This is a genomic window from uncultured Comamonas sp. (assembly GCF_964277875.1).
Lineage (GTDB): Bacteria > Pseudomonadota > Gammaproteobacteria > Burkholderiales > Burkholderiaceae_C > Comamonas > Comamonas sediminis.
On the sequence record NZ_CAXYJV010000034.1, the window covers coordinates 33,305 to 53,894 of the forward strand.

The 20,590-nt window shown below is 66.7% G+C and carries 15 protein-coding genes; 9 read left to right on the forward strand and 6 right to left on the reverse strand.

Features of this window, described 5'->3' with window-relative positions; genetic code table 11:
* Window positions 1-5 precede the first annotated feature (5 nt).
* On the reverse strand, window positions 6-1,190 hold the full coding sequence (locus ACHWUQ_RS12110) for an LLM class flavin-dependent oxidoreductase (RefSeq protein WP_239809440.1): 1,185 nt from the start codon (window positions 1,188-1,190) through the stop codon (window positions 6-8).
* A gap of 440 nt (window positions 1,191-1,630) precedes the next feature.
* Between ACHWUQ_RS12110 and ACHWUQ_RS12115 the strand changes: the two genes are divergently transcribed.
* The 7 genes from ACHWUQ_RS12115 (at window position 1,631) to ACHWUQ_RS12145 (ending at window position 10,055) form a co-directional block, all read left to right on the forward strand.
* On the forward strand, window positions 1,631-2,617 hold the full coding sequence (locus ACHWUQ_RS12115; protein ID WP_394681277.1) for an ABC transporter permease: 987 nt from the start codon (window positions 1,631-1,633) through the stop codon (window positions 2,615-2,617).
* Complete coding sequence (locus tag ACHWUQ_RS12120) at window positions 2,617-3,642, forward strand: ABC transporter permease (RefSeq protein WP_312410768.1); 1,026 nt, start codon at window positions 2,617-2,619, stop codon at window positions 3,640-3,642. Before ACHWUQ_RS12115 ends, ACHWUQ_RS12120 begins: the two co-directional genes overlap by 1 nt.
* Window positions 3,643-4,638, forward strand: coding sequence for an ABC transporter ATP-binding protein (locus tag ACHWUQ_RS12125; RefSeq protein ID WP_230779284.1), 996 nt, complete (start codon window positions 3,643-3,645; stop codon window positions 4,636-4,638).
* 7 nt (window positions 4,639-4,645) lie between these two features.
* Window positions 4,646-5,629, forward strand: coding sequence for an oligopeptide/dipeptide ABC transporter ATP-binding protein (locus tag ACHWUQ_RS12130; RefSeq protein WP_312461586.1), 984 nt, complete (start codon window positions 4,646-4,648; stop codon window positions 5,627-5,629).
* Window positions 5,630-5,650: 21 nt separating this feature from the next.
* Window positions 5,651-6,691: an aldo/keto reductase gene (locus ACHWUQ_RS12135; RefSeq protein WP_394681278.1), complete on the forward strand. Its 1,041-nt coding sequence runs from the start codon at window positions 5,651-5,653 to the stop codon at window positions 6,689-6,691.
* A 19-nt stretch (window positions 6,692-6,710) separates the two neighbouring features.
* The gene (locus ACHWUQ_RS12140; RefSeq protein ID WP_394681279.1) at window positions 6,711-7,937 is read left to right on the forward strand and encodes an acyl-CoA dehydrogenase family protein; all 1,227 of its coding nucleotides are present in this window, start codon (window positions 6,711-6,713) and stop codon (window positions 7,935-7,937) included.
* Between the two features lie 120 nt (window positions 7,938-8,057).
* Window positions 8,058-10,055, forward strand: coding sequence for an IPTL-CTERM sorting domain-containing protein (locus tag ACHWUQ_RS12145; RefSeq protein WP_394681280.1), 1,998 nt, complete (start codon window positions 8,058-8,060; stop codon window positions 10,053-10,055).
* A gap of 92 nt (window positions 10,056-10,147) precedes the next feature.
* Here ACHWUQ_RS12145 and ACHWUQ_RS12150 read toward each other — a convergent pair whose 3' ends face one another.
* The 5 genes from ACHWUQ_RS12150 to ACHWUQ_RS12170 all read right to left on the reverse strand — a co-directional run bounded on the left by ACHWUQ_RS12150 (window position 10,148) and on the right by ACHWUQ_RS12170 (window position 19,274).
* Entirely contained in the window at window positions 10,148-12,004 is a 1,857-nt protein-coding gene (locus tag ACHWUQ_RS12150; RefSeq protein WP_394681281.1) for an Hsp70 family protein, read from the reverse strand.
* Window positions 12,005-12,007: 3 nt separating this feature from the next.
* Window positions 12,008-12,682: a DUF2760 domain-containing protein gene (locus ACHWUQ_RS12155; RefSeq protein ID WP_133857494.1), complete on the reverse strand. Its 675-nt coding sequence runs from the start codon at window positions 12,680-12,682 to the stop codon at window positions 12,008-12,010.
* 239 nt (window positions 12,683-12,921) lie between these two features.
* Window positions 12,922-15,066, reverse strand: a complete 2,145-nt coding sequence (locus tag ACHWUQ_RS12160) for a TonB-dependent receptor family protein (RefSeq protein WP_394681282.1) — start codon at window positions 15,064-15,066, stop codon at window positions 12,922-12,924.
* Between the two features lie 84 nt (window positions 15,067-15,150).
* Entirely contained in the window at window positions 15,151-17,469 is a 2,319-nt protein-coding gene (locus ACHWUQ_RS12165; protein ID WP_394681283.1) for an ATP-dependent DNA helicase, read from the reverse strand.
* Entirely contained in the window at window positions 17,466-19,274 is a 1,809-nt protein-coding gene (locus tag ACHWUQ_RS12170) for a VRR-NUC domain-containing protein (RefSeq protein ID WP_394681284.1), read from the reverse strand. The genes ACHWUQ_RS12165 and ACHWUQ_RS12170 overlap by 4 nt, the downstream gene beginning before the upstream one ends.
* Window positions 19,275-19,523: 249 nt before the next feature.
* Between ACHWUQ_RS12170 and ACHWUQ_RS12175 the strand changes: the two genes are divergently transcribed.
* Both ACHWUQ_RS12175 and ACHWUQ_RS12180 read left to right on the forward strand, forming a co-directional pair.
* Window positions 19,524-20,060, forward strand: a complete 537-nt coding sequence (locus ACHWUQ_RS12175) for a hypothetical protein (protein WP_369459742.1) — start codon at window positions 19,524-19,526, stop codon at window positions 20,058-20,060.
* Window positions 20,057-20,551, forward strand: coding sequence for a hypothetical protein (locus ACHWUQ_RS12180; RefSeq protein WP_394681285.1), 495 nt, complete (start codon window positions 20,057-20,059; stop codon window positions 20,549-20,551). Before ACHWUQ_RS12175 ends, ACHWUQ_RS12180 begins: the two co-directional genes overlap by 4 nt.
* Window positions 20,552-20,590: the final 39 nt, after the last annotated feature.

The following is a 20,590-nucleotide window of genomic DNA, read 5'->3' on the forward strand; positions in this document are numbered from 1 at the left end:
AGTGCTTAGAAGCGCAGACCGGCTTGCTTCATCAGCGGCAGAATGCGGTCGCCAAAAAATTCCAGGTCGGGCTTGAAGTCAAAAAAGCTCAGCTGCAGCCCATCGATACCGGCGCGCTTGAGTTGGACAAACTGCTCGACCACCTGCTCGGGCGTACCGATCACTTCGATGTTGCCGCCGATGGCGCGGCGCTTGGGGGCATCAAGCGCCGTGCGGCCGCGCCAGGCATGGGCATCGCTCTTTAAGCTGCTGAAGCCGTCCGGGGTGCGCTGGTCCTGGTGGGCCACGATGGCATCGTGGTAGGCCCAGGTCTCCGCCTCGGTGCCGCGGCTGATGACCATCGGGTTGAGCAAGGTGCGCACATTGCGGCCGGCATTGCGCGCCTCTTGCTTGACGCGGGCCGCATGGGCGGGCAGCACCTCGATGGCACGGGCGAAGTCCGATGCGCCGGGGCTGGTAATGAAGACCAGGTCCGAATGCCGGGCCGCAAAGGCAATGCCCGCATCCGAGCCGGTGGCGTTGACCAGCGCAGGCCGGCCAAAGCGCGGCTTGGGGCTGACAAAGCCGCCCCCCAGCTTCCACGGCGAGATGCCTTCGAACGAGTAGTTCTCGTCATAGGACCACAGGCGCTGCACGACCTCGATGAACTCCGAGGCCAGGTCATAGCGCCGGTCATGCTCGATCTGGTCCCAGCCAAACATCTTGTGCTCCACCTCGCGGTGGCCGGTGACGATATTGATGCCCCAGCGCCCGCCCGAGATATGGTCCAAGGTGGCACCCCACTTGGCCAGGTGCAGCGGGTGCAGCGGGCCGTAGAGCACATGGATGGTCGAGATCAGCATGATGCGCCGGGTGACCGAGGTCAGCGCCGCCGTGGTGGCAAACGAATCCAGCGCATCCCCGTTGAACACCCCGCCATAGCCGCCCTTGGGCAGCCACTGCGACAGCGCAAACACCAGATCGAACCCCAGGTCTTCCGCCTTCAGCACCAGGTCCTTGTTGTAGTCAAAGCGCCAGTCGGTGCTGCGCGGCAGGGTCGAGGCACTCCAGCCGCCCGCCTGGATCGGCAGAAACAGGCCCAGCAAAATGGGCTGCGCAAAGGCCTGCGACAGGGGGCTGTCCGGAAAATCCAGCGGCGAGGCGAATGTCTCTCGATCAGCGAGCGTATCCAGGGGTATTGCAGAGTTCATGGAGCGGCCAGGGGGTTTCACGACAAAGGACGGAAAACCGGCAAAGAGGTAAACCGGGGATTTCACCGTCCGCATTGGCTTGAATAATCCCATGAATCACCAGCGTGTTCTTGCGCCGATTTTGCATTTGCATATTTAAAAATCAGCCATCAACGCTGGCATGCAAATCCCCACCAAAGCACAGTGCCAACGTACAGCGCAGCCCCTTGCCACCGCTTATAGCTTTCAAGTATGTGCTGCCAAGCAAACAAAATATGCGCTTTTGGGTTCACATCCGCTTGAAAAACTTTGGCGAGCGGCCACCAACCAATAAAAATCAGATACCGATATTTGTTATTTAGTTTGCACCTTTTGATATATGAAATGGCATGCTGCAAATACCGGAGATAAGGCAGGAACGCTCCTATCATGCACAGGGTCACCCCCGATCAATAATGCGCATGAATACCCTCCCCCGTTTATTGCGATCGCTCTGGTTCAATGCCAAATATGCAGTACCCACGGTGCTGGGCGTAGCGATTTTGAACTTTCTGCTGCTGCAGCTCACACCCGGTGATGCGGCCGATGTGATGGCCGGCGAATCCGGCGCGGCCACGGCCGAGACCCTGGCGGCGCTGCGCTCACGCTTTGGGCTGGATCTGAGCGTGCTGGAGCAGCTGCAGGCCTACCTGGGCAACCTGGCGCATTTCAGCCTGGGTTTTTCGCCGCGCTACAACATGCCGGTGATGGAGCTGATCGGCCAGCGCCTGCCCAGCACCTTGCTGCTGATGGGCCTGGCGCTGGCGATTGCGCTGACCTTGGGCATTGCGCTGGGCACGGCGATGGCCTACTTTGCCGGCCGCCTGCCGGACCGCCTGCTGTCGGTGCTGTCGCTGCTGTTCTATTCGGTGCCGGGCTTCTGGACCGGGCTGATGCTGATCGTGCTGTTCTCGGTCAAGCTCGGCTGGCTGCCCAGCGGCGGCTCGGCCAGCATCGGCTCGCAGCTGAGTGGCGTGGCCGCCGTGCTCGACCAGCTGCGCTACATGGTGCTGCCTGCCACGTCGCTCGCCCTCTTCTATGTAGCGATCTATGCGCGCCTGACCCGCGCAGCGATGCTGGAGGTGCAGTCGCAGGACTTTGTGCGCACCGCCGCGGCCAAGGGCCTCTCGCCCTGGCGCATCACCGTGCGCCATGTGCTGCGCAATGCGCTGCTGCCGGTGACCACGATGGCCGGCATGCACCTGGGCGGCATGCTCGGCGGCGCGGTGGTGGTCGAGACCGTCTACAGCTGGCCGGGCCTGGGGCGCCTGGCCTTCGAGGCCGTACTGAGCCGCGATTTCAGCGTGCTGATGGGTGTGCTGTTTCTCTCTTCCCTGCTGGTGATCGCCGCCAATGTGCTGGTCGATCTGCTGCATGCCTGGCTGGATCCCCGAATCGAGGTGCGCTGATGTCTTTGTCTTCCTCTTCCCAGGCGCTGCCGATCCCCCCGGCCGCCACCCACCCGCTGGCGGCCGCACAGGCGGCGCACAGCAGCACCAGCAACGCCGAGCCCGATGCCGCGCCCTGGCCCAATCTGCATGCGCCCGACGCGGTGCGCACCAGCACCAGTGCTGCCAACGCCGGCAGTGGCAGCCAGGGCTACCGCGCGCTGCGCGTGTTCCTGCGCAATCCCACGGCCATGCTGGGCTGCGGCTTCTTGCTGGCCGTGCTGCTGCTGGCGCTGACCGCGCCCTGGCTCTTTCCCGGTGATCCGCTGGACATGGTGGCCCAGCCCTTTCTCTGGCCCGGCCAGGATGCCGCCTACCTGCTGGGCACCGACTCGATGGGCCGTGATGTGGCTGCCGGCATTGCCCATGGCGCGCGCGTGTCGCTGCTGGTGGGCGTGTCGGCCACGTTGATCGGGCTGAGCCTGGGCATTGGCATTGGCGCCGTTAGCGGCTACTTTGGCGGCTGGGTCGATGACCTGCTGCAGCGCGTGGTGGTGCTGTTCCAGACGATTCCCAGCTTTATCTTGCTGGTGGTGCTGGTGGCGATTGCCCAGCCGGCGATCAGCACCATCGTCGTGGCGATTGGCCTGGTGACCTGGCCCACGGTGGCGCGCCTGGTGCGGGCCGAGTTCCGCGCGCTGCGCCACAAGGAGTTTGTGCTGGCCGCCCGCGCGCTGGGTTACTCGCACAGCCGCATCATCCTGCGCGAGATGCTGCCCAATGCGCTGCCGCCCATCATCGTCACCTCGTCGGTGATGGTGGCCTCGGCCATCCTGCTGGAATCGGCGCTGTCCTTCATGGGCATGGGCGACCCGAATGTGGTCAGCTGGGGCAGCATGATCGGCATGGGGCGGGACCTGCTGCGCACCGCCTGGTACCTGACGGCCGCACCGGGCCTGGCCATCGTGTTTGCCGTGCTGGCTTTCAACCTGATTGGTGATGGCTTGAACGATGCCCTCAACCCCCGTCTGTCGCAGGAGCGCTGAATGTCCGAAACCTCTTTGCTGGATGTGCGCGGGCTGAGCATCCGTTTTCCGCAACTCGATCCGGTGCGTGGGCTGAGCTTCAGCGTGCAGGCGGGCGAGACCTTGGCGATCGTCGGTGAATCGGGCTCGGGCAAATCACTCACCGCCCTCGCGCTGATGCGCCTGCTGCCGCGCGCGGCCCGCATTGCGCAGGGCGAGATCCGCTTCAACGGCCAGGACCTGCTGGCGCTCGATGAGCGCGCGATGCGCCAGCTGCGCGGGCGCGAAATCGGCATGATCTTCCAGGAGCCGATGACCTCGCTGAACCCGGTCTACACCATCGGTTGGCAGATCGCCGAGGTGCTGCGCCAGCACGAGGGCTTGAGTGCCAAGGCGGCTCGGCTGCGCGCCATCGAGCTGCTCGATACCGTGCGCATCCCCGATCCGCAGCGCCGGGTCGATGACTTTCCGCACCAGCTCTCGGGCGGCATGCGCCAGCGCGTGATGATTGCCATGGCCATTGCCTGCCGCCCGCGCCTGCTGATCGCCGACGAGCCCACCACCGCGCTGGATGTGACCATCCAGGCCCAGGTGCTGGACCTGCTCGACCGGCTGCGCAAGGAGCTGTCGATGGGCCTGATCCTGATCACCCACGATCTGGGCGTGGTGTCGCAATGGGCCGACCGCGTGGTGGTGATGTATGCCGGCCGCGAGGTGGAGCAGGCCCGCCCCGGCCCGCTGTTTGACGAGCCCCTGCACCCCTACACCCAGGGCCTGCTGGCGGCATCGCCCCGGCTGCAGCCCGGCGCGCACTACCTCGATGGCCCGCTGACCGAGATTCGCGGCAGCATCACCTCGGCCATCGGCCAGGCCGGCTGCGCCTTTGCTCCGCGCTGCCCGCGCGCCCAGGCCTATTGCCACAGCGTTGTGCCGCCCTTGCAAGCAGCAGGCCCGCAACGCCTCAGCGCCTGCCCCATCACCCTGCCTGCGTCTGCACGCAGCGCCCACCTTGCCTAGGACTGCCATGAGCCTGCTGACTGTCAGCGATCTTCAGACCCATTTCAAACTGCCCAAGGGCGTGCTGCGCGCCGTCGATGGAGTGTCGTTCAGCATTGCCAAGGGCGAGACCGTCGGCCTGGTCGGCGAATCGGGCTGCGGCAAATCCACCTTGGGCCGCAGCCTGCTGCGGCTGGAGACACCGACGGCCGGCCAGGTGGCGCTGGACGGCGAGGACATCCTGCCGCTGCAAGGCGCGCGCTTGCGCAGCCTGCGCAAGCGCATGCAGATGATCTTCCAGGACCCGTTCGCATCACTCAACCCGCGCCACAGCATCGGCAGCATTCTGGAGACGCCGCTGCAGGTGCATGGCCTGGGCGACCGTGCCCAGCGCCGCCGCCAGGTGGAGCGCCTGCTCGACCGCGTGGGCCTGCCGCGCAGTGCGCTGGGCCGTTACCCGCATGAGTTTTCGGGCGGCCAGCGCCAGCGCCTGGGCATTGCCCGCGCGCTGATGCTGCAGCCCGATCTGGTGGTCTGCGACGAGCCGGTCTCGGCGCTGGACCTGTCGATCCAGGCCCAGATCCTGAACCTGCTGGTCGAGATGAAGCGCGAGTTTGGCCTGTCCTACCTGTTCATCTCGCATGACCTGTCGGTCGTGCAGTACTTTGCCGACCGGGTGCTGGTGATGTACCTGGGCCGCATCGTCGAGAGTGCCGACCGCCGCAGCCTGTGGAGCGCTCCGCGCCACCCCTACACCCAGGCGCTGCTCGATGCGGTACCGGACCCGAGCCGGCACCGCCAGGCCGCCCCGTTGGGCGGCGACCTGCCCAGCCCGCAGAACCTGCCCAGCGGCTGCCGCTTTCATCCGCGCTGCCCGCGCGCCACCGCGCTGTGCACCACGCAGGAGCCACTGCTCAGCGACAGCGGCAACGGCCACCTGGTGGCCTGCCACCATCCGCAGGCTCCGCAGACCGCTGACACGCAGACCTCCGTCATCTCTTTTGTCCACTAACCCTTTGTTTTCTCCATTGCCATGACCTACCGTTATCTCGGCCGCAGCGGCCTCAAGGTTTCTCGCCTCGCCCTGGGCACCATGATGTTCGGCGGCCCGACCGATGAGCAGACCGCGCACGCCATCATCGCCACGGCCAAGTCCCAGGGCATCAACTTCATCGACACGGCCGACGTCTACCAAAAGGGCGTGACCGAGCAGGTGGTGGGCCGCGCGCTGGCCAAGGACCGCCATGACTGGGTGCTGGCCACCAAGTTCGGCAACCCGCTGGGCGAGGGCCCGAACCGGCGCGGCACCTCGCGCAAATGGATCATCGAATCGGTCGACAACAGCCTGCGCCGCCTGGGTACCGACTACATCGACCTGCTGTACTTTCACCGCGCCGATTTCGACGCGCCGCTGGGCGAGGCAGTGCGCGCCATTGGCGACCTGGTGCGCGCGGGCAAGCTGCGCTATTTCGGGCTGTCCAACTTTCGCGGTTGGCGCATTGCCGAGGTGGCGCACCTGGCCGACGCCGAAGGCATCGACCGCCCCATCGCCAGCCAGCCGCTCTACAACATCGTCAACCGCACGGCCGAGGCCGAGCAGCTGCCTGCTGCCGCCGCCTACGGCCTGGGCGTGGTCTCGTACAGCCCGCTGGCCCGGGGCGTGCTGACCGCCAAGTACCCGAGTGTGGAAGCGGCCGAGCCCGGCTCGCGCGCCGCGCGGCTGGACAAGCGCATGCTGGAGACCGAATGGCGCCCCGAGTCCATCGACATTGCCGCCGAGATCAAGCGGCATACCGACGAGCGCGGCATCAGCCCGGTGGACTTTGCGCTGGCCTGGGTGCTGAACAACCGCCTGGTGACTGCCGCCATCGCCGGCCCGCGCACGCCCGAGCAATGGGACGGCTATATCCGCGCGCTCGATTACCAGTTCACCGCTGATGACGAGGCCCTGGTCAACCGCCTGGTGGCCGCCGGCCACCCTTCCACCTTGGGCTTTACCGACCCCGGCCACCCGGTCGAAGGCCGTGTGCCCTATGTCGCGGCTGCCCCGGCCTCCACACCAGCGGCCGCTTAAACCCACCAGGTCCACCGCCATGAATGCCTCTGTTCCCCCCCTGCGCTCCAGCCGCCCCAGCCGCGATGACCTGCTGGCCCGCCTGCCCCAGCTGGCGGCCGATATCGGCCAAGGCGCTGCACAGCGCGAGCTGCTGCGCGAGCCGCCCTGGGCGGCGTTTGACCTGCTTCGCGCATCGGGCCTCGGCGGCCTGCGCATTGGCCGTGAACAGGGCGGACCGGGTGGATCGGTGGCCGATGTGGTCGAGGTGGTCAGCACCCTGGCCGCTGCCGATTCCAACGTGGCGCATGCGCTGCGCACCCACTTCAACACCACCGAGCTGCTGCGGCTGGACACCAAGCCCTCCCCGCTGGCCCAGCGCCAGAACGCCTGGGCCTTGCAGGGCAAGCTGTTTGGCGGCGCCTTTACCGAGCTGGGCACGGCCCGCGCCGGCATCAGCACCTCGACCCTGCTGCGCGAGGGACTACACCACCGGCTGAATGGCAAGAAGTACTACGCCACCGGCACGGCCTATGCGGATTACTTCAACGTCTTTGCCGTCAATGACGAGGGCCAGGGCGTCAATGCCGTGATCCCCGTGCAGCGCGAGGGGGTGCGGATACTCGACGACTGGGATGGCATGGGCCAGCGGCTGACGGCCAGCGGCAGCCTGGAGCTGAACAACGTGCTGGTCTATGACGACGAAATCAGCCCCGGCGCGCGCGACAACCTGGCCGGCCGCCATGCGTCTGCGCTGCGCCAGCTGATCCTGGTGGCGACTGCTGCCGGCATTGTGCGCAATATCCTGGCCGATGCGCGCCACTATGTGCTGCAGCTGGGCAGGCCTGCGATGCACAGCCCGGCAGAGCGCTCACGCGACGACCATTTTGTGCAGGCCGTCGTCGGCGAGCTGGCCGCCGCCAGCTATGCGATCGATGCGCTCATCAGCGCCAACGCCCGCCAGCTCGACCAGGGTGCCTATGCCATCGTGCACGCCCCGCAGAGTGCGGACGACGCCGTGCTGCAAGGCGCGCTGGCCACCGCCCAGACCCAGCTGGTCGTCAGCCGCCTGGCGCTGAATGCCGGCGAGCGCCTGTTTGAAGTAGGCGGCGCCTCCGCCACCTCGCGCCAGCTGAACCTGGACCGCCACTGGCGCAACCTGCGCACCATCTTCAGCCACAACCCTTTGCTGCATAAGACCCGGGTGGTGGGGGACTATGTGCTCAATGGCACGCGCACGCATCTGGAGGAGGGGCGGGTGTTTTGAACCGGTGCGGCGTGGGTGTTGCAGGCATGGTTAATTTTTGCAAATAAATTTACAAAATGTGGCATTTTTAACCAAATCAATTACATTCGCCCAGGTCAGTGAAAGATTCCCAGGAACCCCATGATCTGCAAACGCCCCCCACACCACCCACGCCACCCATCCGCCCGCTTCCGTCTTCTCTCGATTGCCTTGCTCTGCAGCCTGGCATCGGGCAGTTGGGCCGCCTGCAGTGACATCCCCTCCGGCAACCCGGCGCTGACGGCCACGGCAGGCAGCACCTGCAATGCGAGCCTCACGGCGTACGGCGGCAACAATGTCGCCGGTGCCACCGGCGATGGATCGGTGTTGAACCTGCTGGCCGGCACGAGCCTCATCACCAGTACCGGCAGCACTTACACCTTGAGTTCCGGCGGTTTGAACAGTGGTGGCGTGGCAGCGGAGCCTGCCTCCCTGGTGCATGCGCTGGGAAACCTCAGCCTCACGTCACGGGGCAACAACAGCCGTGCCCTCTATATCTACTCCGGTGCCAATGCCGCCAATGTGCTCAACAAAGTGCAGGTCGATGGCAACCTGGTGGCGATGCGCGCGGGCAGCTCGGGAGGCGCGGTAGTTCAGAACACCGGGGGGGTGATTGAGGTCACAGGCAGCACCCGCCTGGGCGCCGATGCCTCGACCACGGCACCCGCACCGGTGGACGGCATCCGCAACGGTGCCTCCGGCGGCACCACAGGGAGCAACTTCTTCGGCAATGGGCTGACCATTTATTCCGCAGCCACCGGCATTTCCAACAGCGCCGGTCTGGTGCAGGTACTGGGCGCTGCCGCCAGCATCAACAGCACGGCAGGCGCCGCCATCAATATCTCGGCCGGCACGGTCGATATGCCTGTGCCAGCCACCATTACCAGCGGCACAGGCACAGCGATTCTCGCCAGCGGTGGGCAGGTGGCGTTGGGCAACAGCGCACCTACATCGGCCACACCAGCAGCGGGCACCAGCCTGGTCAGCATTGGCACGCAGAGCGTGACGGTACAGGGCGCCAACGGCATCCAGGCCAGCGCCGCGGCAGGCAACACGGTGCAGATGCAAGGCGGCAGCGTGACCGCCACCACCGGTGATGCGATCTCGGTGAACGCACCGGCTGTGGCGAACAGCATCCATATCCAGGCCGGCCAGCTGACTGCCAGCGCAGGCCGCGCGATCTTTGATGGTCCCGGCAATGGCAATACGAGCGTGACTTTGGACAGCGCTGCCCAGGTCAGCGGCAGCATCGTGCTGGGCGATGGCTCGGACAGCCTGACCATCCATGGCACGGACATCAGCCAGATCACCTTGATCGATGGCGGCGATGACGTGTCCACCGCAGACGGCTATGTGGACCGCCTGACCCTGGCGGCCATCAACGGCCCGCAGCCGGCCGCCAAGTTTCTGAACTGGGAACGCATCAGCCTGACGGGCAACAGCGACCTGAGCTTGACCGGCAGCAGCTTGGTCACCGGCAGCGGCGCGCTGGCCGGCGAAGCGATGGGCCTGGTCGTCAACGCAGGCAATACGCTGCGCTTCCAGGATGCGGCGTTTTCGGTCCATGGTGATCTGGGCAACCAGGGCCAGGTGGCGCTGTCCAACAGCCAGGCAGGCGATGTGTTGACCGTCACCGGCAACTACGCCGGTGGTGGCGGCCTGGCGCTGGATGTCGTTTTGGGCGACAGCAGCTCGGCAGCAGACCATCTGGTGGTGCAGGGCAATACCGATGCAACGCCCACCACCTTGGCCATCAGCAACCTGGCTGGTGCCGGTGCCGCCACCAGCGGCAATGGCATCTTGCTGGTGCAGGTGGCTGGCAGCTCTGCCGCCAACGCCTTCGCACTGCCTGCACCTGGCTATATCGATGTGGGTGGCTTCCGCTACCAGCTGGCCCAAGTGGGCAGCAACTGGTACCTGCAGGCCAAAACCGCCGTCGTGACCGACCCGGGTACCCCGCAGATTCCGGAAGTGCCCCAGGTGCCGGATACCGCCACCAATCTGGCAAGGGTGCCTACCTTGGGCGGATGGGCGCTGATGCTGCTGTCGTCGATGGCAGCCATGTTCGGCATGAGCCAGCTCCGCAGGCGCCAGCGCTGATCCCACCCACAACGAAAAATGGCCCGTCAGCGCAACACTGAGGGGCCATTTTTTATAGGCAAAGTAGCCGCCGCCTCGCAACGGCCCGCCGCTTACTGCTCCGCCGCCGTCTGCGCCCGCACATCAAACTCCACCTTCCAGCGCTCGCTGCCGCCCACGGGCACGGCATTGAGCTCCAGGGTGCCGATGTCGGTCACGCGGGCATGCAGGGTGACGGGGACGACCTCGCCATTGGCGCGGCCTTCGGCGGGCAGGTTCAGCTCGATCTCCTGCAGCTCCAGCAGCTCTTCGGGGCCCCAGAAATCGAGCATCGTGCCAACGGTATCGCTGCGGCGCACGCTGGAGCCGAAGAAGCGCATGCGCACCGGCTCGCCCACAACCAGGCCGAACTCCTGCGTATCGAGCGCCGCCTCGCTGCCCTCTTCCATGCCAAACGGTGCCAGGCACAGCGCGGACATGGGGGGCTCCATGCCGGGGATCGCCGGCATGTTGGACTCGACGCCGACGTAGTAGGACTGCGCGGTGCCGCCACGGATGCGCACACCCCGGCCTTCGCGCACATGGCCGTAGTAGGCAGCGCCACGGGCCACAGCCAGGTCCAGGTTGGCGCCGTCCAGCAGGCGTGCGGGGGCAGCGCCTTCAGCAGCCAGCCAGCTGTTCAGCACTTCGGTGATGCGCTGCTCAATCTGCGGCGCCTTGAGCACGCCGCCGTTGAACAGGATCGCGGTGGGGTGCAGAAAGCTGGCGCCTTCGGGCTGGGTGCCCTGCAGGCCGTCGATCTGCTCGGTCACGCCGGCTTGGCGCGACAGGAAGGCGGCCAGGTGGCGGGTCACCGCAGCATCTTGCGCATAGGGCAGACCCAGCTGGGTCAGCGCGCCACGCGCGCGGCTGATGGGCTTGTCGCTCACCGCCACTTGGGGGAAGAAGCCTTCGACCAGGGTGGCCAGCACTTCGCTGCGGGTCACCTCGGTGCGGATGCTGCCGCCGATCAGCTTGCTGCCCCGGCTGGGCACCACCACGGGTACGGATTGCAGCGCCTCATCGGACAGCAGCTGCTCCTTGGCGGCGCGGCAGCCATGCGCCAGCGCGCGGGTTTGCCAGGCGTCGAGCTGCTTGCCCTCTTGCGCCAGCTTGCGCGCCACGGCATAGGCCAGCGCCAGATCCATGTTGTCGCCGCCCAGCAGGATGTGCTCGCCCACGGCCACGCGCTGCAAGGCCAGGTTGCCATCGCGCTCCAGCACGGCGATCAGCGACAGGTCGGTGGTGCCACCGCCCACGTCCACGACGAGGATCACATCGCCGCTTTGCACTTGCTTGCGCCAGCCGCCACCGCTGGCCTGGATCCAGCTGTAGAGCGCGGCTTGCGGCTCTTCGAGCAGGCTGAGCTTTTGAAAGCCGGCGGCCTTGCAGGCCTCGGCCGTCAGCTCGCGCGCGGCCGGGTCAAAGGATGCGGGAATGGTGACGGTGATGTCCTGCGCATCGAACGGCGCCTCGGGGTGGGCCTGCTCCCAGGCCCAGCGCAGGTGCGACAGGTAACGGATCGAGGCTGTGAGGGGCGAGACGCGGTGCACCTCGGCCGGGGCATCGGCCGGCAGCAGCGGGCTGCGGCGGTCCACACCGGGGTGGCAGAGCCAGCTCTTGGCGCTGGAGACCAGGCGGATCGGCGTGGCCGCGCCGCTCGAACGGGCAAATTCGCCCACGACAAAATCCTGCTGCGCGCCCCAGGGCAGCGCCATGTCGGCGGCGCTCAGCTCGCTCTCATGGGGCAGGTACAGGAACGACGGCAGCAGCGGCCGCGCCTCGATGCTGGCGGGCGCCGTGAGCTGGGGGATGGCCAGCACATGCTGGACCAGGTGGTCGCCATCGCTGGCGCTCTTGTCCACATAGGACAGCGCGCAGTGCGTGGTCCCCAGGTCGATACCAATGCTGAATTGGGCAGGTGCTTGCATGGTTTACAGCTCCACTTCGGCCTGGGCCAGCACCTTGGCGGCGGCGGTGTCGGTCAGCTGGGGCAGCTTGACCTCAGTGACCTGCCAGCCCCGGTGGCCCAGCGTGCCGGTGAACGGGGCCTGGCCCACGACATTGCCGGTCAGGCGCACGGCTGCGGCATCAAAGCCGGCCTGCAAGGTGATGCGGCTGCCTTCGGCCTCGGCACGCACAGGGGCCAGCGCGAAGTGCTCACGCAGTACCTTGCGGCAGCCTTCGTGCACCACGCGGGCGGCGGCGCCAATCTCGGCATCCGTGTAGGGCGCCACGTCTTCCTGGATAAAGTCGACAAAGCGGGCCTCGCGCTGGAGCAGGCCCAGCAGCTGCAGCGCAGCGGTCTCGGTGGGCAGTTGCACGGTCTTTTCCACGAGCTTCTCGACCAGCTTTTCCACCGGTACTTCGACCCGCTTCTCTACCGTCTTCTCAACGATTTTCTCGACCGGCACTTCAATGCGGACTTCGACGATCTTCTCGACCGGGACTTCGACACGCACTTCCTGCGGTGGCACATCGGCCGCCAGGCGCTCACCGCCACGCACGCGCTGCACATCGGCCGCCAGGCGGCCATTGCCCAGAATGGCGAAGAAGCTGCCGATCGCAATGGCGATACGGCTGAAAAAGGATGGGGGGGTGTTGTTCATGGAGGCACCAACAGACACCCGCCAGGGCGCTGCGGCGCTGCGCGGTCAGGGCCGGGGCAGCTGCGCAGCGCAGGCGGGTGGTTTTAAAAACGGGGTTTGCGGCAAGCGCTGGGCCTGGGCTCTACAGCCGGCGGCCAGCCCGCAAAACCGGGGATTTTACCGGCTGGCCCTATGCCCCCGCGCTATGCACCAGCAAGCGGTGGATAAGCATCCCGGAGGGCAATAGCGAGGGGAACGGCTTAAAACTGGTAACTGACGTTGACGCCACTGGCCCAGTTGCGCCCCATCGCGCTTTCAAAATAGCGCTGGTTGCCGTCGTTGACGATGACCGAGCCGATGTAGTGCTTGTCGAACACATTGTTGACCCGCGCAAACGCGGCCAGGGTCCAGCGCGGGGCGATCTGTGCGCGGTAGCCCAGGCTGAGGGCCGTGGTGGCATAGCCGGGGGCAGCCTGGGTGTTGGCATCGTTGGCCTGCACATTGGAGCTGGCCTGCACGCCCATGCCGACCGTCCAGGCCGGCGCAAAGTGCCAGTCGGCACCCAGGTAGGCGTTGTGGCGGGCCAGGCCCGGCAGGCGCTGGCCGGCGATGCCGCTGCCCGAATCCTCGCGGAAGCGCGCATCCAGCCAGGTATAGGCGGCGCGCAGCTGCCAGTCGCGCACAAGGTCCAACTGGGCCGACAGCTCCACGCCCTGGCGGCGGGTCTTGCCGGCATTGCGGTAGGTGGTGCGGCCGCCGGCGCTTTGGTCGGTCACGATCTCATCACTGCTGTGCGACTGGAACAGCGCCGCGCTCCAGAGCCCGCGCAGCGCATCGCCACGCAGCTGCTGGCGGTAGCCCAGCTCCCACTGCGTGCTGCTGGTGGGCCGCAGATCGGTGTTCAGGCCCGAGCCGCTGTTGCGGTAGGACATCTCGGTGATGCTCGGCGTCTCAAAGCCGCGCCCCACGCTGGCGTAAACCGTCTGCTGCGGGCTGAGTTGGTACGACAGCGAAGCGACCGGCAGCAACTTGCTGTGGCGGCTGCTGCCGCTGTCGTCGCCATTGCCGGGGGTGATGTAGTAGTCGTCCGAGCTGAAGCGCACGCGGCTGTAGCGCAGGCCGGTGTCCAGGCTCCAGCGGGGCGCCAGCTGCCAGCGCGCCTGCACAAAGGGGTCGGTGCTGCTGACCTTGTTTTTCTCGTCCCGGCGCAGCTGGCCGCGCACGCCCAAGGTGTTGCCGATAAAGTTCTCGTAGCCCTGGCGGTTCTCGGTCATCTGCTGCAGATCCAGCCCCGCGCTCAGCTGCAGCGGCACGATGGTGTCGAACTCACCCACCCAGACCAGGCGGGCACCGGCATAGTCGCGCGCCATGTCGATCACGCCGCCGGCGTGGCCCGGCGCCAGCTGCGGCGCTTTGGGGATGGACTGGTACTGCAGCATGCTGCGGTGGCCGTAGTAGGCAGACAGGCTCAGGCTTTGCCGGGCGTTGATGCGCAGGTCATAGGTGGCGCCCAGCTGCTGCTGCTCCAGCGATTTGCGCGTGTTGTACTGGTTGGCCACGCTGCTGGCCTGGCGCGGATCGGCCTGCCACTGCGCCATGGTCAGGCCCTGCGGGTCCTGCGCATCGCCCCGGGTGTGGTTGGCCACCAGGGTCAGCTTGTCGTCATGCGCCAGCGGAATCACCAGCTTGGCGTTGAGCAGGTTGCGGTCGGCGGCGCTGTGCTCGCGGTAGCCATCGGTCATGAAGCGGCTGGTGCTCAGCACATAGCCCATGCCGCCATCGGTCTGGCCGCTGGCCTTCAGGCTGTAGCGCTGCTGGCCATCGCTGCCTACGCTCGCGCCAGTTTCCAGCTTCAGCGGGCCTTGCGGGTCTTCGGTGTAAAAGCTCAGCACACCGCCCGAGGCATTGCCGTACAGCGCCGAATACGGGCCGCGCAGCACCTCCACCCGCTCCAGGCTAGAGATATCGACATTCGAGGTCTGGCCCTGGCCATCGGGCATCGTCGCCGGTATGCCATCGACATACAGGCGCACGCCGCGCACACCAAAGGTGGAGCGCGCGCCATAGCCGCGCACGCTCAGCTGCAGGTCCTGGGCATAGTTGTTGCGGTTGTTCAGGGTCAGGCCGGGCACACTGCCCAGCGCTTCGGACAGGTTGACCTGCATCTGCCGATCCTGCAGCTCGCGGCCTTCCACCACATTGGCCGAGGCCGGCAGCTGCAGCAGGTCCGCGGTGCCAACAGCCGAGCGCACCGACACGGTCGGCAAGGTGGCTTCGGCAGCGGGGGTTTCAGGGGTGGAAGGTGTTGCGGGTGCCGTTTGTGCAGCGGCGGACAAGGCGCACAGCAGCGCAGCGGCCCCGGCCACAGGGCGCAGGGGCGAGAAGGAAAGGGCGTGGATCGGCATAGAGGCCCGTATTTTCTTACAGCGCCCCCAGGGATGGGAAATTTGGTACAGAAACCCCTAACACCCTCTGAGACAAACCCTGCGCTACAGCTTTTGCGGCGCCCACCAGCCTGGCAGCAGCGCGCGTACCTGGGCGCGGTGAAAGCGGTCGTCGATCAGCACCACCACGCCCCGGTCGTCCTCACTGCGAATCACCCGCCCGGCCGCCTGCACCACCTTGCGCAGCCCCGGGTAGAGGTAGGTGTAGTCATAGGCCTTGGCAGCGCCAAAGCGCTGGGCCATGGCCCGCTGCATGTGTGTGTTGATGGGGTTGACCTGGGGCAGGCCCAGGGTGGCGATAAAGGCGCCAATCAGCCGGTTGCCCGGCAAGTCCACCCCTTCTGAAAACGCCCCGCCCAGCACCGCCAGCCCAATGCCCCGCCCGGCCTCGTCAAAGCGCGCCAAAAAGGCGGCGCGCCCGGCATCGTCCATCGCCGAGGTCTGGCAGAACAGCGGCAGCTGCGGGTGCAGGCGCTGCATGCATTCGGCGGCGCGCTGCAAATAGTCAAAGCTGCTGAAAAAACACAGGTAGTTGCCTGGCTGGCGGGCAAACTGCGCCGCCACCAGCTCGGCAATTGGCGCCAGCGACTGCGCCCGGTCCTGGTAGCGGGTGGAGATATGCCCGGCAATCTGCACCTGCAGCTGCGCGGCCTGGAAGGGCGAGGGCACATCCACCCACTGCGTGGCGGGCGGCAGGCCCAGCAGATCCTGGTAGAAGGCCTGCGGCCCCAGGGTGCCGGAGAACAGCACCGTGGCGCAGGCGGCGGTATGGCGCGCAGCCAGGTGCGGCGCGGGCACGACATTGCGGATGCAGAGCGTGGACATCGGCCCCCGGCGGCCGGACGTTGCGCTGCGCCACAAACTGGTATCAAACAGCGCATGCGGCCCCAGCTGCTCGGCCAGGTTCAGCCACGACAAGGCCTCCAGGTAAAAGCCCAGTACCGCATCGCCGGGCAGCATGGGGCTGTCGCCCTGGGCCTGGGCAATGGCGGCCACGGCGCGCTGCACGGCGCCCAACAGGCCGGGCGGCAGTTCGGGGTAGACCTGGTAGTCCTGGCCGCCTTCTTGCTGGGCCTTGTTCAGTGCGTTCCATTGGCGGTTCAAGGCATCCAGCGATTTCTTGACCGGGCCGGCCGCCGCCTTGCGCGCCGCAGCCAAGGTGTGCTGCGGCAGCTCGGCCGTGTACATGCGGCGGGCGCGTTCGAGCAGGTTGTGGGCCTCGTCCACCAGCACGCCCACCTTCCACTGGTGGGCCTGGGTCAGCGCATACAGCATGGCGGCGCTGTCATAAAAGTAGTGGTAGTCGCCGACGACCACATCGCTCCAGCGCGCCAGCTCCTGCGTCAGGTAATAGGGGCAGACCTGGTGCTGCAGCGCCAGGCTGCGCACCTTGTCGGGCGTCAGCATCGGCTCTTGCGCGAGCGCCTGGGCGCGGGCGGCAGGCAAGCGGTCGTAAAAGCCCCGGGCCAGCGGGCAGGATTCGCCATGGCAGGCCTTGTCCGGGTGCTCGCAGCTTTTGTCGCGCGCCTGCAGATCGACCACGCGCAGCGGCACCGCGCCCGTCTGGCCCTGCAGTGCCGTCTGCAACAGGCCCAGCGCATGCAAGGCCAGCCGGTGGCCGGTGGTCTTGGCGGTCAGAAAAAACAGCTTGTCCAGCCCCTGCGCCGCACTGGCCTTGAGCATCGGAAAAATCGTGGCCACGGTCTTGCCAATGCCGGTGGGTGCCTGCGCCATCAAACAGCTGCCGCCACCCGCCTGCAAGCCTGCCTGCGCGGTGCGGTACACCGCCACCGACAGCGCCCGCTGCCCGCTGCGGAACTGCGCAAACGGAAAGCGCAGCGCCGTGAGCGCCGCATCGCGCGCGCTGCGGTGCGCGGCCTCGCTGCGCGCCCAGTCCAAAAACAAGCGGCACTGCTGCTCAAAAAACGCCTGCAGCTTGGCGGCGCTGTAGGGCTCGGCCAGCACGGTCTCTTGCTGCGTGCCGACGTTGAAGTAGACCAGCGCCACCTTCAAGCTGGGCAGGCCCCGCTCCAGGCACAGCAGATGGCCGTAGACCTTGGCCTGCGCCCAGTGCAACGCGCGGTGGTTGTCGCGCACGCTGTCGATCTGGCCCCGGTAGGTTTTGATTTCTTCGAGCTGACCCAGGGCCGGGTCAAAGCCATCGGCGCGGCCGCGTACCTGCAGGTCTTCAAAGCGGCCTGCCAGGCGTACCTCCGCCTCATAGCCAGCGCCCCGGCGGGCACGCACCAGGCCATGGCCTTCGATGCCCTCCAGCGCCGATGGCGCCGGTGTAAAGCGCAGATCCAGATCGCCCGCGCGGGCGGTGAACTCGCACAAGGCGCGCACCGCCACGGTGTAGCTCATGCGCCCGCCTCGCGCCACTGCACATGGCAGACGCCCACGGGTATGCCATGGGCGGCGCAGTACTCCAGCCAGCGGATCTGGTTGTCCTGCAGCTTGTCGCCCGGGCCTTTGACTTCCACCAGCTGGTAGCGCCGCTCCGCCGGCCAGAACCGCACCAGGTCCGGAAAGCCCGTGCGGTTGGCCTGCAGATTGCCGAGCAGGCGCTGGAACAGCAGCTTGAGGTGGGCCGCCGGGATGCAGGCCAGCGCATGCGCCAGCAGTGCCTCGGTCAACGTTCCCCAAAACACAAACGGCGACTGCAGGCCGGCCTTGTCGGCAAAGCGCTGGCGGATCACATCGGCATAACTGCCGTCATCGAGCATGGCCAGGCAAGCGCCAAACAGCGCCGCACGCCGCGCAACAAAATCGGGCGCATACACATCGGCCGGCCCCGCCTGAAACGGATGAAAAAACGCCCCCGGCAAAGGCGCAAAAATCGCCGGCCAGCACAGCAGGCCAAACAGCGAGTTGACCAGCGCGTTCTCGACATAAAACACCGGCGCATCGTCGCGGTGCCAGTGGTCGCGCAACGCGTATTCCACCGGCATCAGGCGCAGGCCTTCGGGGGCCTCGGTGGCGTCCAGCGCTTCGCCAGCGCGCAAGGCGGCTTCCAGGGCAGCCGCATCGCTCAGCGCATCCATCGCCGCCCCACCGTGCGCCATGCGTGGCATGCGCAGCACCCGGTCCAGCGCCACATCCTCGCGCAGCTGTGCCACCTCGGGTTTGAGCGCGCGGCGGCTGGCGCTGCGCTGGCCCAGGTGGCGGCGCAGGCGCGGCAGCATGCGGGCCAGGCGCTGGCTTTCTTCATCGCTCTCGGGCTGCTGCGCGGCGGCGCTGGCCAGGGCCAGGGCTTCGTCAAAACGCTCCATGCGTTCCAGCACGCGCATGCGGCGGTGGCGCGCGCCCGGGTAGGGGCTGGCGGCATAGGCCTGCTCGGCCAGTGCCCAGCTTTGGCTGCGCTCGCAGGCCTGGCCCAGGCGCAGCAGCACCTTGGCATGGCGCTGCTGCAGCCAGGGGTTGGCGCTGCGCCAGGCGGCCAGCGCGTCCATCAAGGCCTGGCGGTCTTCATCCTCATCCACCGCCTGGCGCCACTGCTGCAGCTGGCGGTAGCCCTGCACATCGGCACGGGTCTGAAACGCGCGCGACTGCGCATCAAAGGCCACCGTCTCGTACTTGAAGATGCCCAGGTCGGCCAGCACAAACTCTGACCAGTCCTGGTGCAGATTGCCAAAGAACATCAGGCGCAGGCCTTCAGCCAACTCGCCGACCGTCACGCGCCAGGCGGCATGCTCGGCCTGCGGGTGCCAGCGGTGGTAGGGCTGCAGCTGCTCTTGGGCTTCTTGCTCGGTACCTGGATCAGACAGCTGCGCCCATTGTGCAAGCTGGGCCAGCATGTCCGCCTTGCGCAGCGAGCGCGCCAAGCCGGCGTGGGCAAAGATCTGCAGCAGCTCGGGCTTGGTGTGCAGCGCAAACAGCTCGGCCAGGGCCATGTCGGCATCGGCATCGATCCAGCCAAGCGCCAGCAAGGGCTGCGCGGCGGCATGCACATCGGGGATCTCGTCGTAGACCAGCTTGTCCGCGCGGAACCAGGGCCCGCGCCGCATCAGCATGCGCACCATCAGCGCCTGCGACTGCATCGGGGCTTGCGCAAAGTCCGCCAGAAACTGCTGCTCCTGCGCATCCAGCACATCGCCATAGCGCTGCCCCAACCACTGCAGCGCGCGCTCGAAGTTGTGCAGGTAGTAGTAGCGATGGGGGGCCAGCATGGAGGTTGGATGCGGTGGGTGTGAGTGATAGCTTATCTGTATTTTTATACAGCTATTTTAACTTTGCAGCCATGTCCCCTTCTGGCCGTATGGCTCGCTCAACTGATAGCGCTATTCCACTGCTAACTGGCAGGCCATACACAAATGAGTTTGCGAATAGAAACGATTCTCATTTATTATGGTTTCATTTGATGCTGCCTTGATGCCGAGCAAAGTGTTTTCCGTTGATTCCGTGGAGGCGAGCCCACCGTGCCAAACCCAGACAGTGACATCCATCCGTTGGTGCAGGAGCACGGTGTGATGCTGCGCCACTATGCTGCACTGCAAGCGCGCTGCACGGCCCAGGTCGATGCCCTGCGTGCTGAAGTGAAGGCGCTGCGCGCCCAGGTCACCCGGCTGCGGGCCCAGGTCATCATGCGCGACAGCGCCCTCATCTGGGAGCGCGAAGACCGGCTGCGCCACCTGTCGGCCATCGCCAACCGGGCGGCCGTCACGGCCGTGCGCCGCTGTGTGGACCCGGCCGCGACGATGGAAGTGGCCGCCGTGCCCCAGCCGCCACCCGATGCCTATCTGCAGGAGCTGGGCCAGCATGCCGCCAACCTGGTGATCTGCCAGACCGGCTGCATCAGCCACGGCGGCTACTGGCGCGACCACGACCAGTGCAAGCGCCTGGGCACCACCTGCCTGCTGGAAGACCCCCAGGCCTTTGTCCCCACAGAAACCGCCAAGGCATCGCACGCCTGGGTGATGACGGCGGCCAGCGGGCCCGCCAAGGAGCAGCGATGAGTTCACGTTTTCCGTCCTCCGTATCGGGCCCGCTGCTGCTGCGCGAATGGGAGCGCCTGACCCAGACCGGCGTGGAAGCCAGCCGCGACAACCGCCCCGAGCAGGCGCTGGTCTGGCATGAGCATGCGCTGCGCGTGGCGCACCAGCTGTTCCACGATGCACCGGCCGGCGTCTGCGCCGATGACCGCCTCGCCGCCTTTGTGGTCGCGCACCTGAATTTGGCCGACTGCTTCAACACCTTGAGCCAGCCCATATCCGCCGGCGAGTGCATCCACTGCGCCCACCACCAGCTGCTGGCCTTGACACGCGACGACCATGCCAGCGCCGATCTGCGATCGGCCGCCTGCAAGCACCTGCACCACACCTTTGCCGCCTTGAACGAGCACCACAACCGCTGCGCCGCCCGCGAGCGCGAGGATGCGATGGAGCGGCAGGCCCACAGCGTTTCCATGCCTTCGGGCAACCCGCCGCCGGGCACGCTGCTGCACTGACAGCCGCCGCACCGGCATTGACCCACTGCTCTCCACCCA

Coding starts and splice junctions, on each gene's coding strand:
- ACHWUQ_RS12180 (WP_394681285.1), top strand. CDS start 20,057: ATGAGTTCACGTTTTCCGTCCTCCGTATCGGGCCCGCTGCTGCTGCGC.
- ACHWUQ_RS12150 (WP_394681281.1), bottom strand. CDS start 12,004: ATGCAAGCACCTGCCCAATTCAGCATTGGTATCGACCTGGGGACCACG.
- ACHWUQ_RS12125 (WP_230779284.1), top strand. CDS start 3,643: ATGTCCGAAACCTCTTTGCTGGATGTGCGCGGGCTGAGCATCCGTTTT.
- ACHWUQ_RS12170 (WP_394681284.1), bottom strand. CDS start 19,274: ATGCTGGCCCCCCATCGCTACTACTACCTGCACAACTTCGAGCGCGCG.
- ACHWUQ_RS12130 (WP_312461586.1), top strand. CDS start 4,646: ATGAGCCTGCTGACTGTCAGCGATCTTCAGACCCATTTCAAACTGCCC.
- ACHWUQ_RS12160 (WP_394681282.1), bottom strand. CDS start 15,066: ATGCCGATCCACGCCCTTTCCTTCTCGCCCCTGCGCCCTGTGGCCGGG.
- ACHWUQ_RS12140 (WP_394681279.1), top strand. CDS start 6,711: ATGAATGCCTCTGTTCCCCCCCTGCGCTCCAGCCGCCCCAGCCGCGAT.
- ACHWUQ_RS12165 (WP_394681283.1), bottom strand. CDS start 17,469: ATGAGCTACACCGTGGCGGTGCGCGCCTTGTGCGAGTTCACCGCCCGC.
- ACHWUQ_RS12115 (WP_394681277.1), top strand. CDS start 1,631: ATGAATACCCTCCCCCGTTTATTGCGATCGCTCTGGTTCAATGCCAAA.
- ACHWUQ_RS12120 (WP_312410768.1), top strand. CDS start 2,617: ATGTCTTTGTCTTCCTCTTCCCAGGCGCTGCCGATCCCCCCGGCCGCC.
- ACHWUQ_RS12110 (WP_239809440.1), bottom strand. CDS start 1,190: ATGAACTCTGCAATACCCCTGGATACGCTCGCTGATCGAGAGACATTC.
- ACHWUQ_RS12145 (WP_394681280.1), top strand. CDS start 8,058: ATGATCTGCAAACGCCCCCCACACCACCCACGCCACCCATCCGCCCGC.
- ACHWUQ_RS12135 (WP_394681278.1), top strand. CDS start 5,651: ATGACCTACCGTTATCTCGGCCGCAGCGGCCTCAAGGTTTCTCGCCTC.
- ACHWUQ_RS12155 (WP_133857494.1), bottom strand. CDS start 12,682: ATGAACAACACCCCCCCATCCTTTTTCAGCCGTATCGCCATTGCGATC.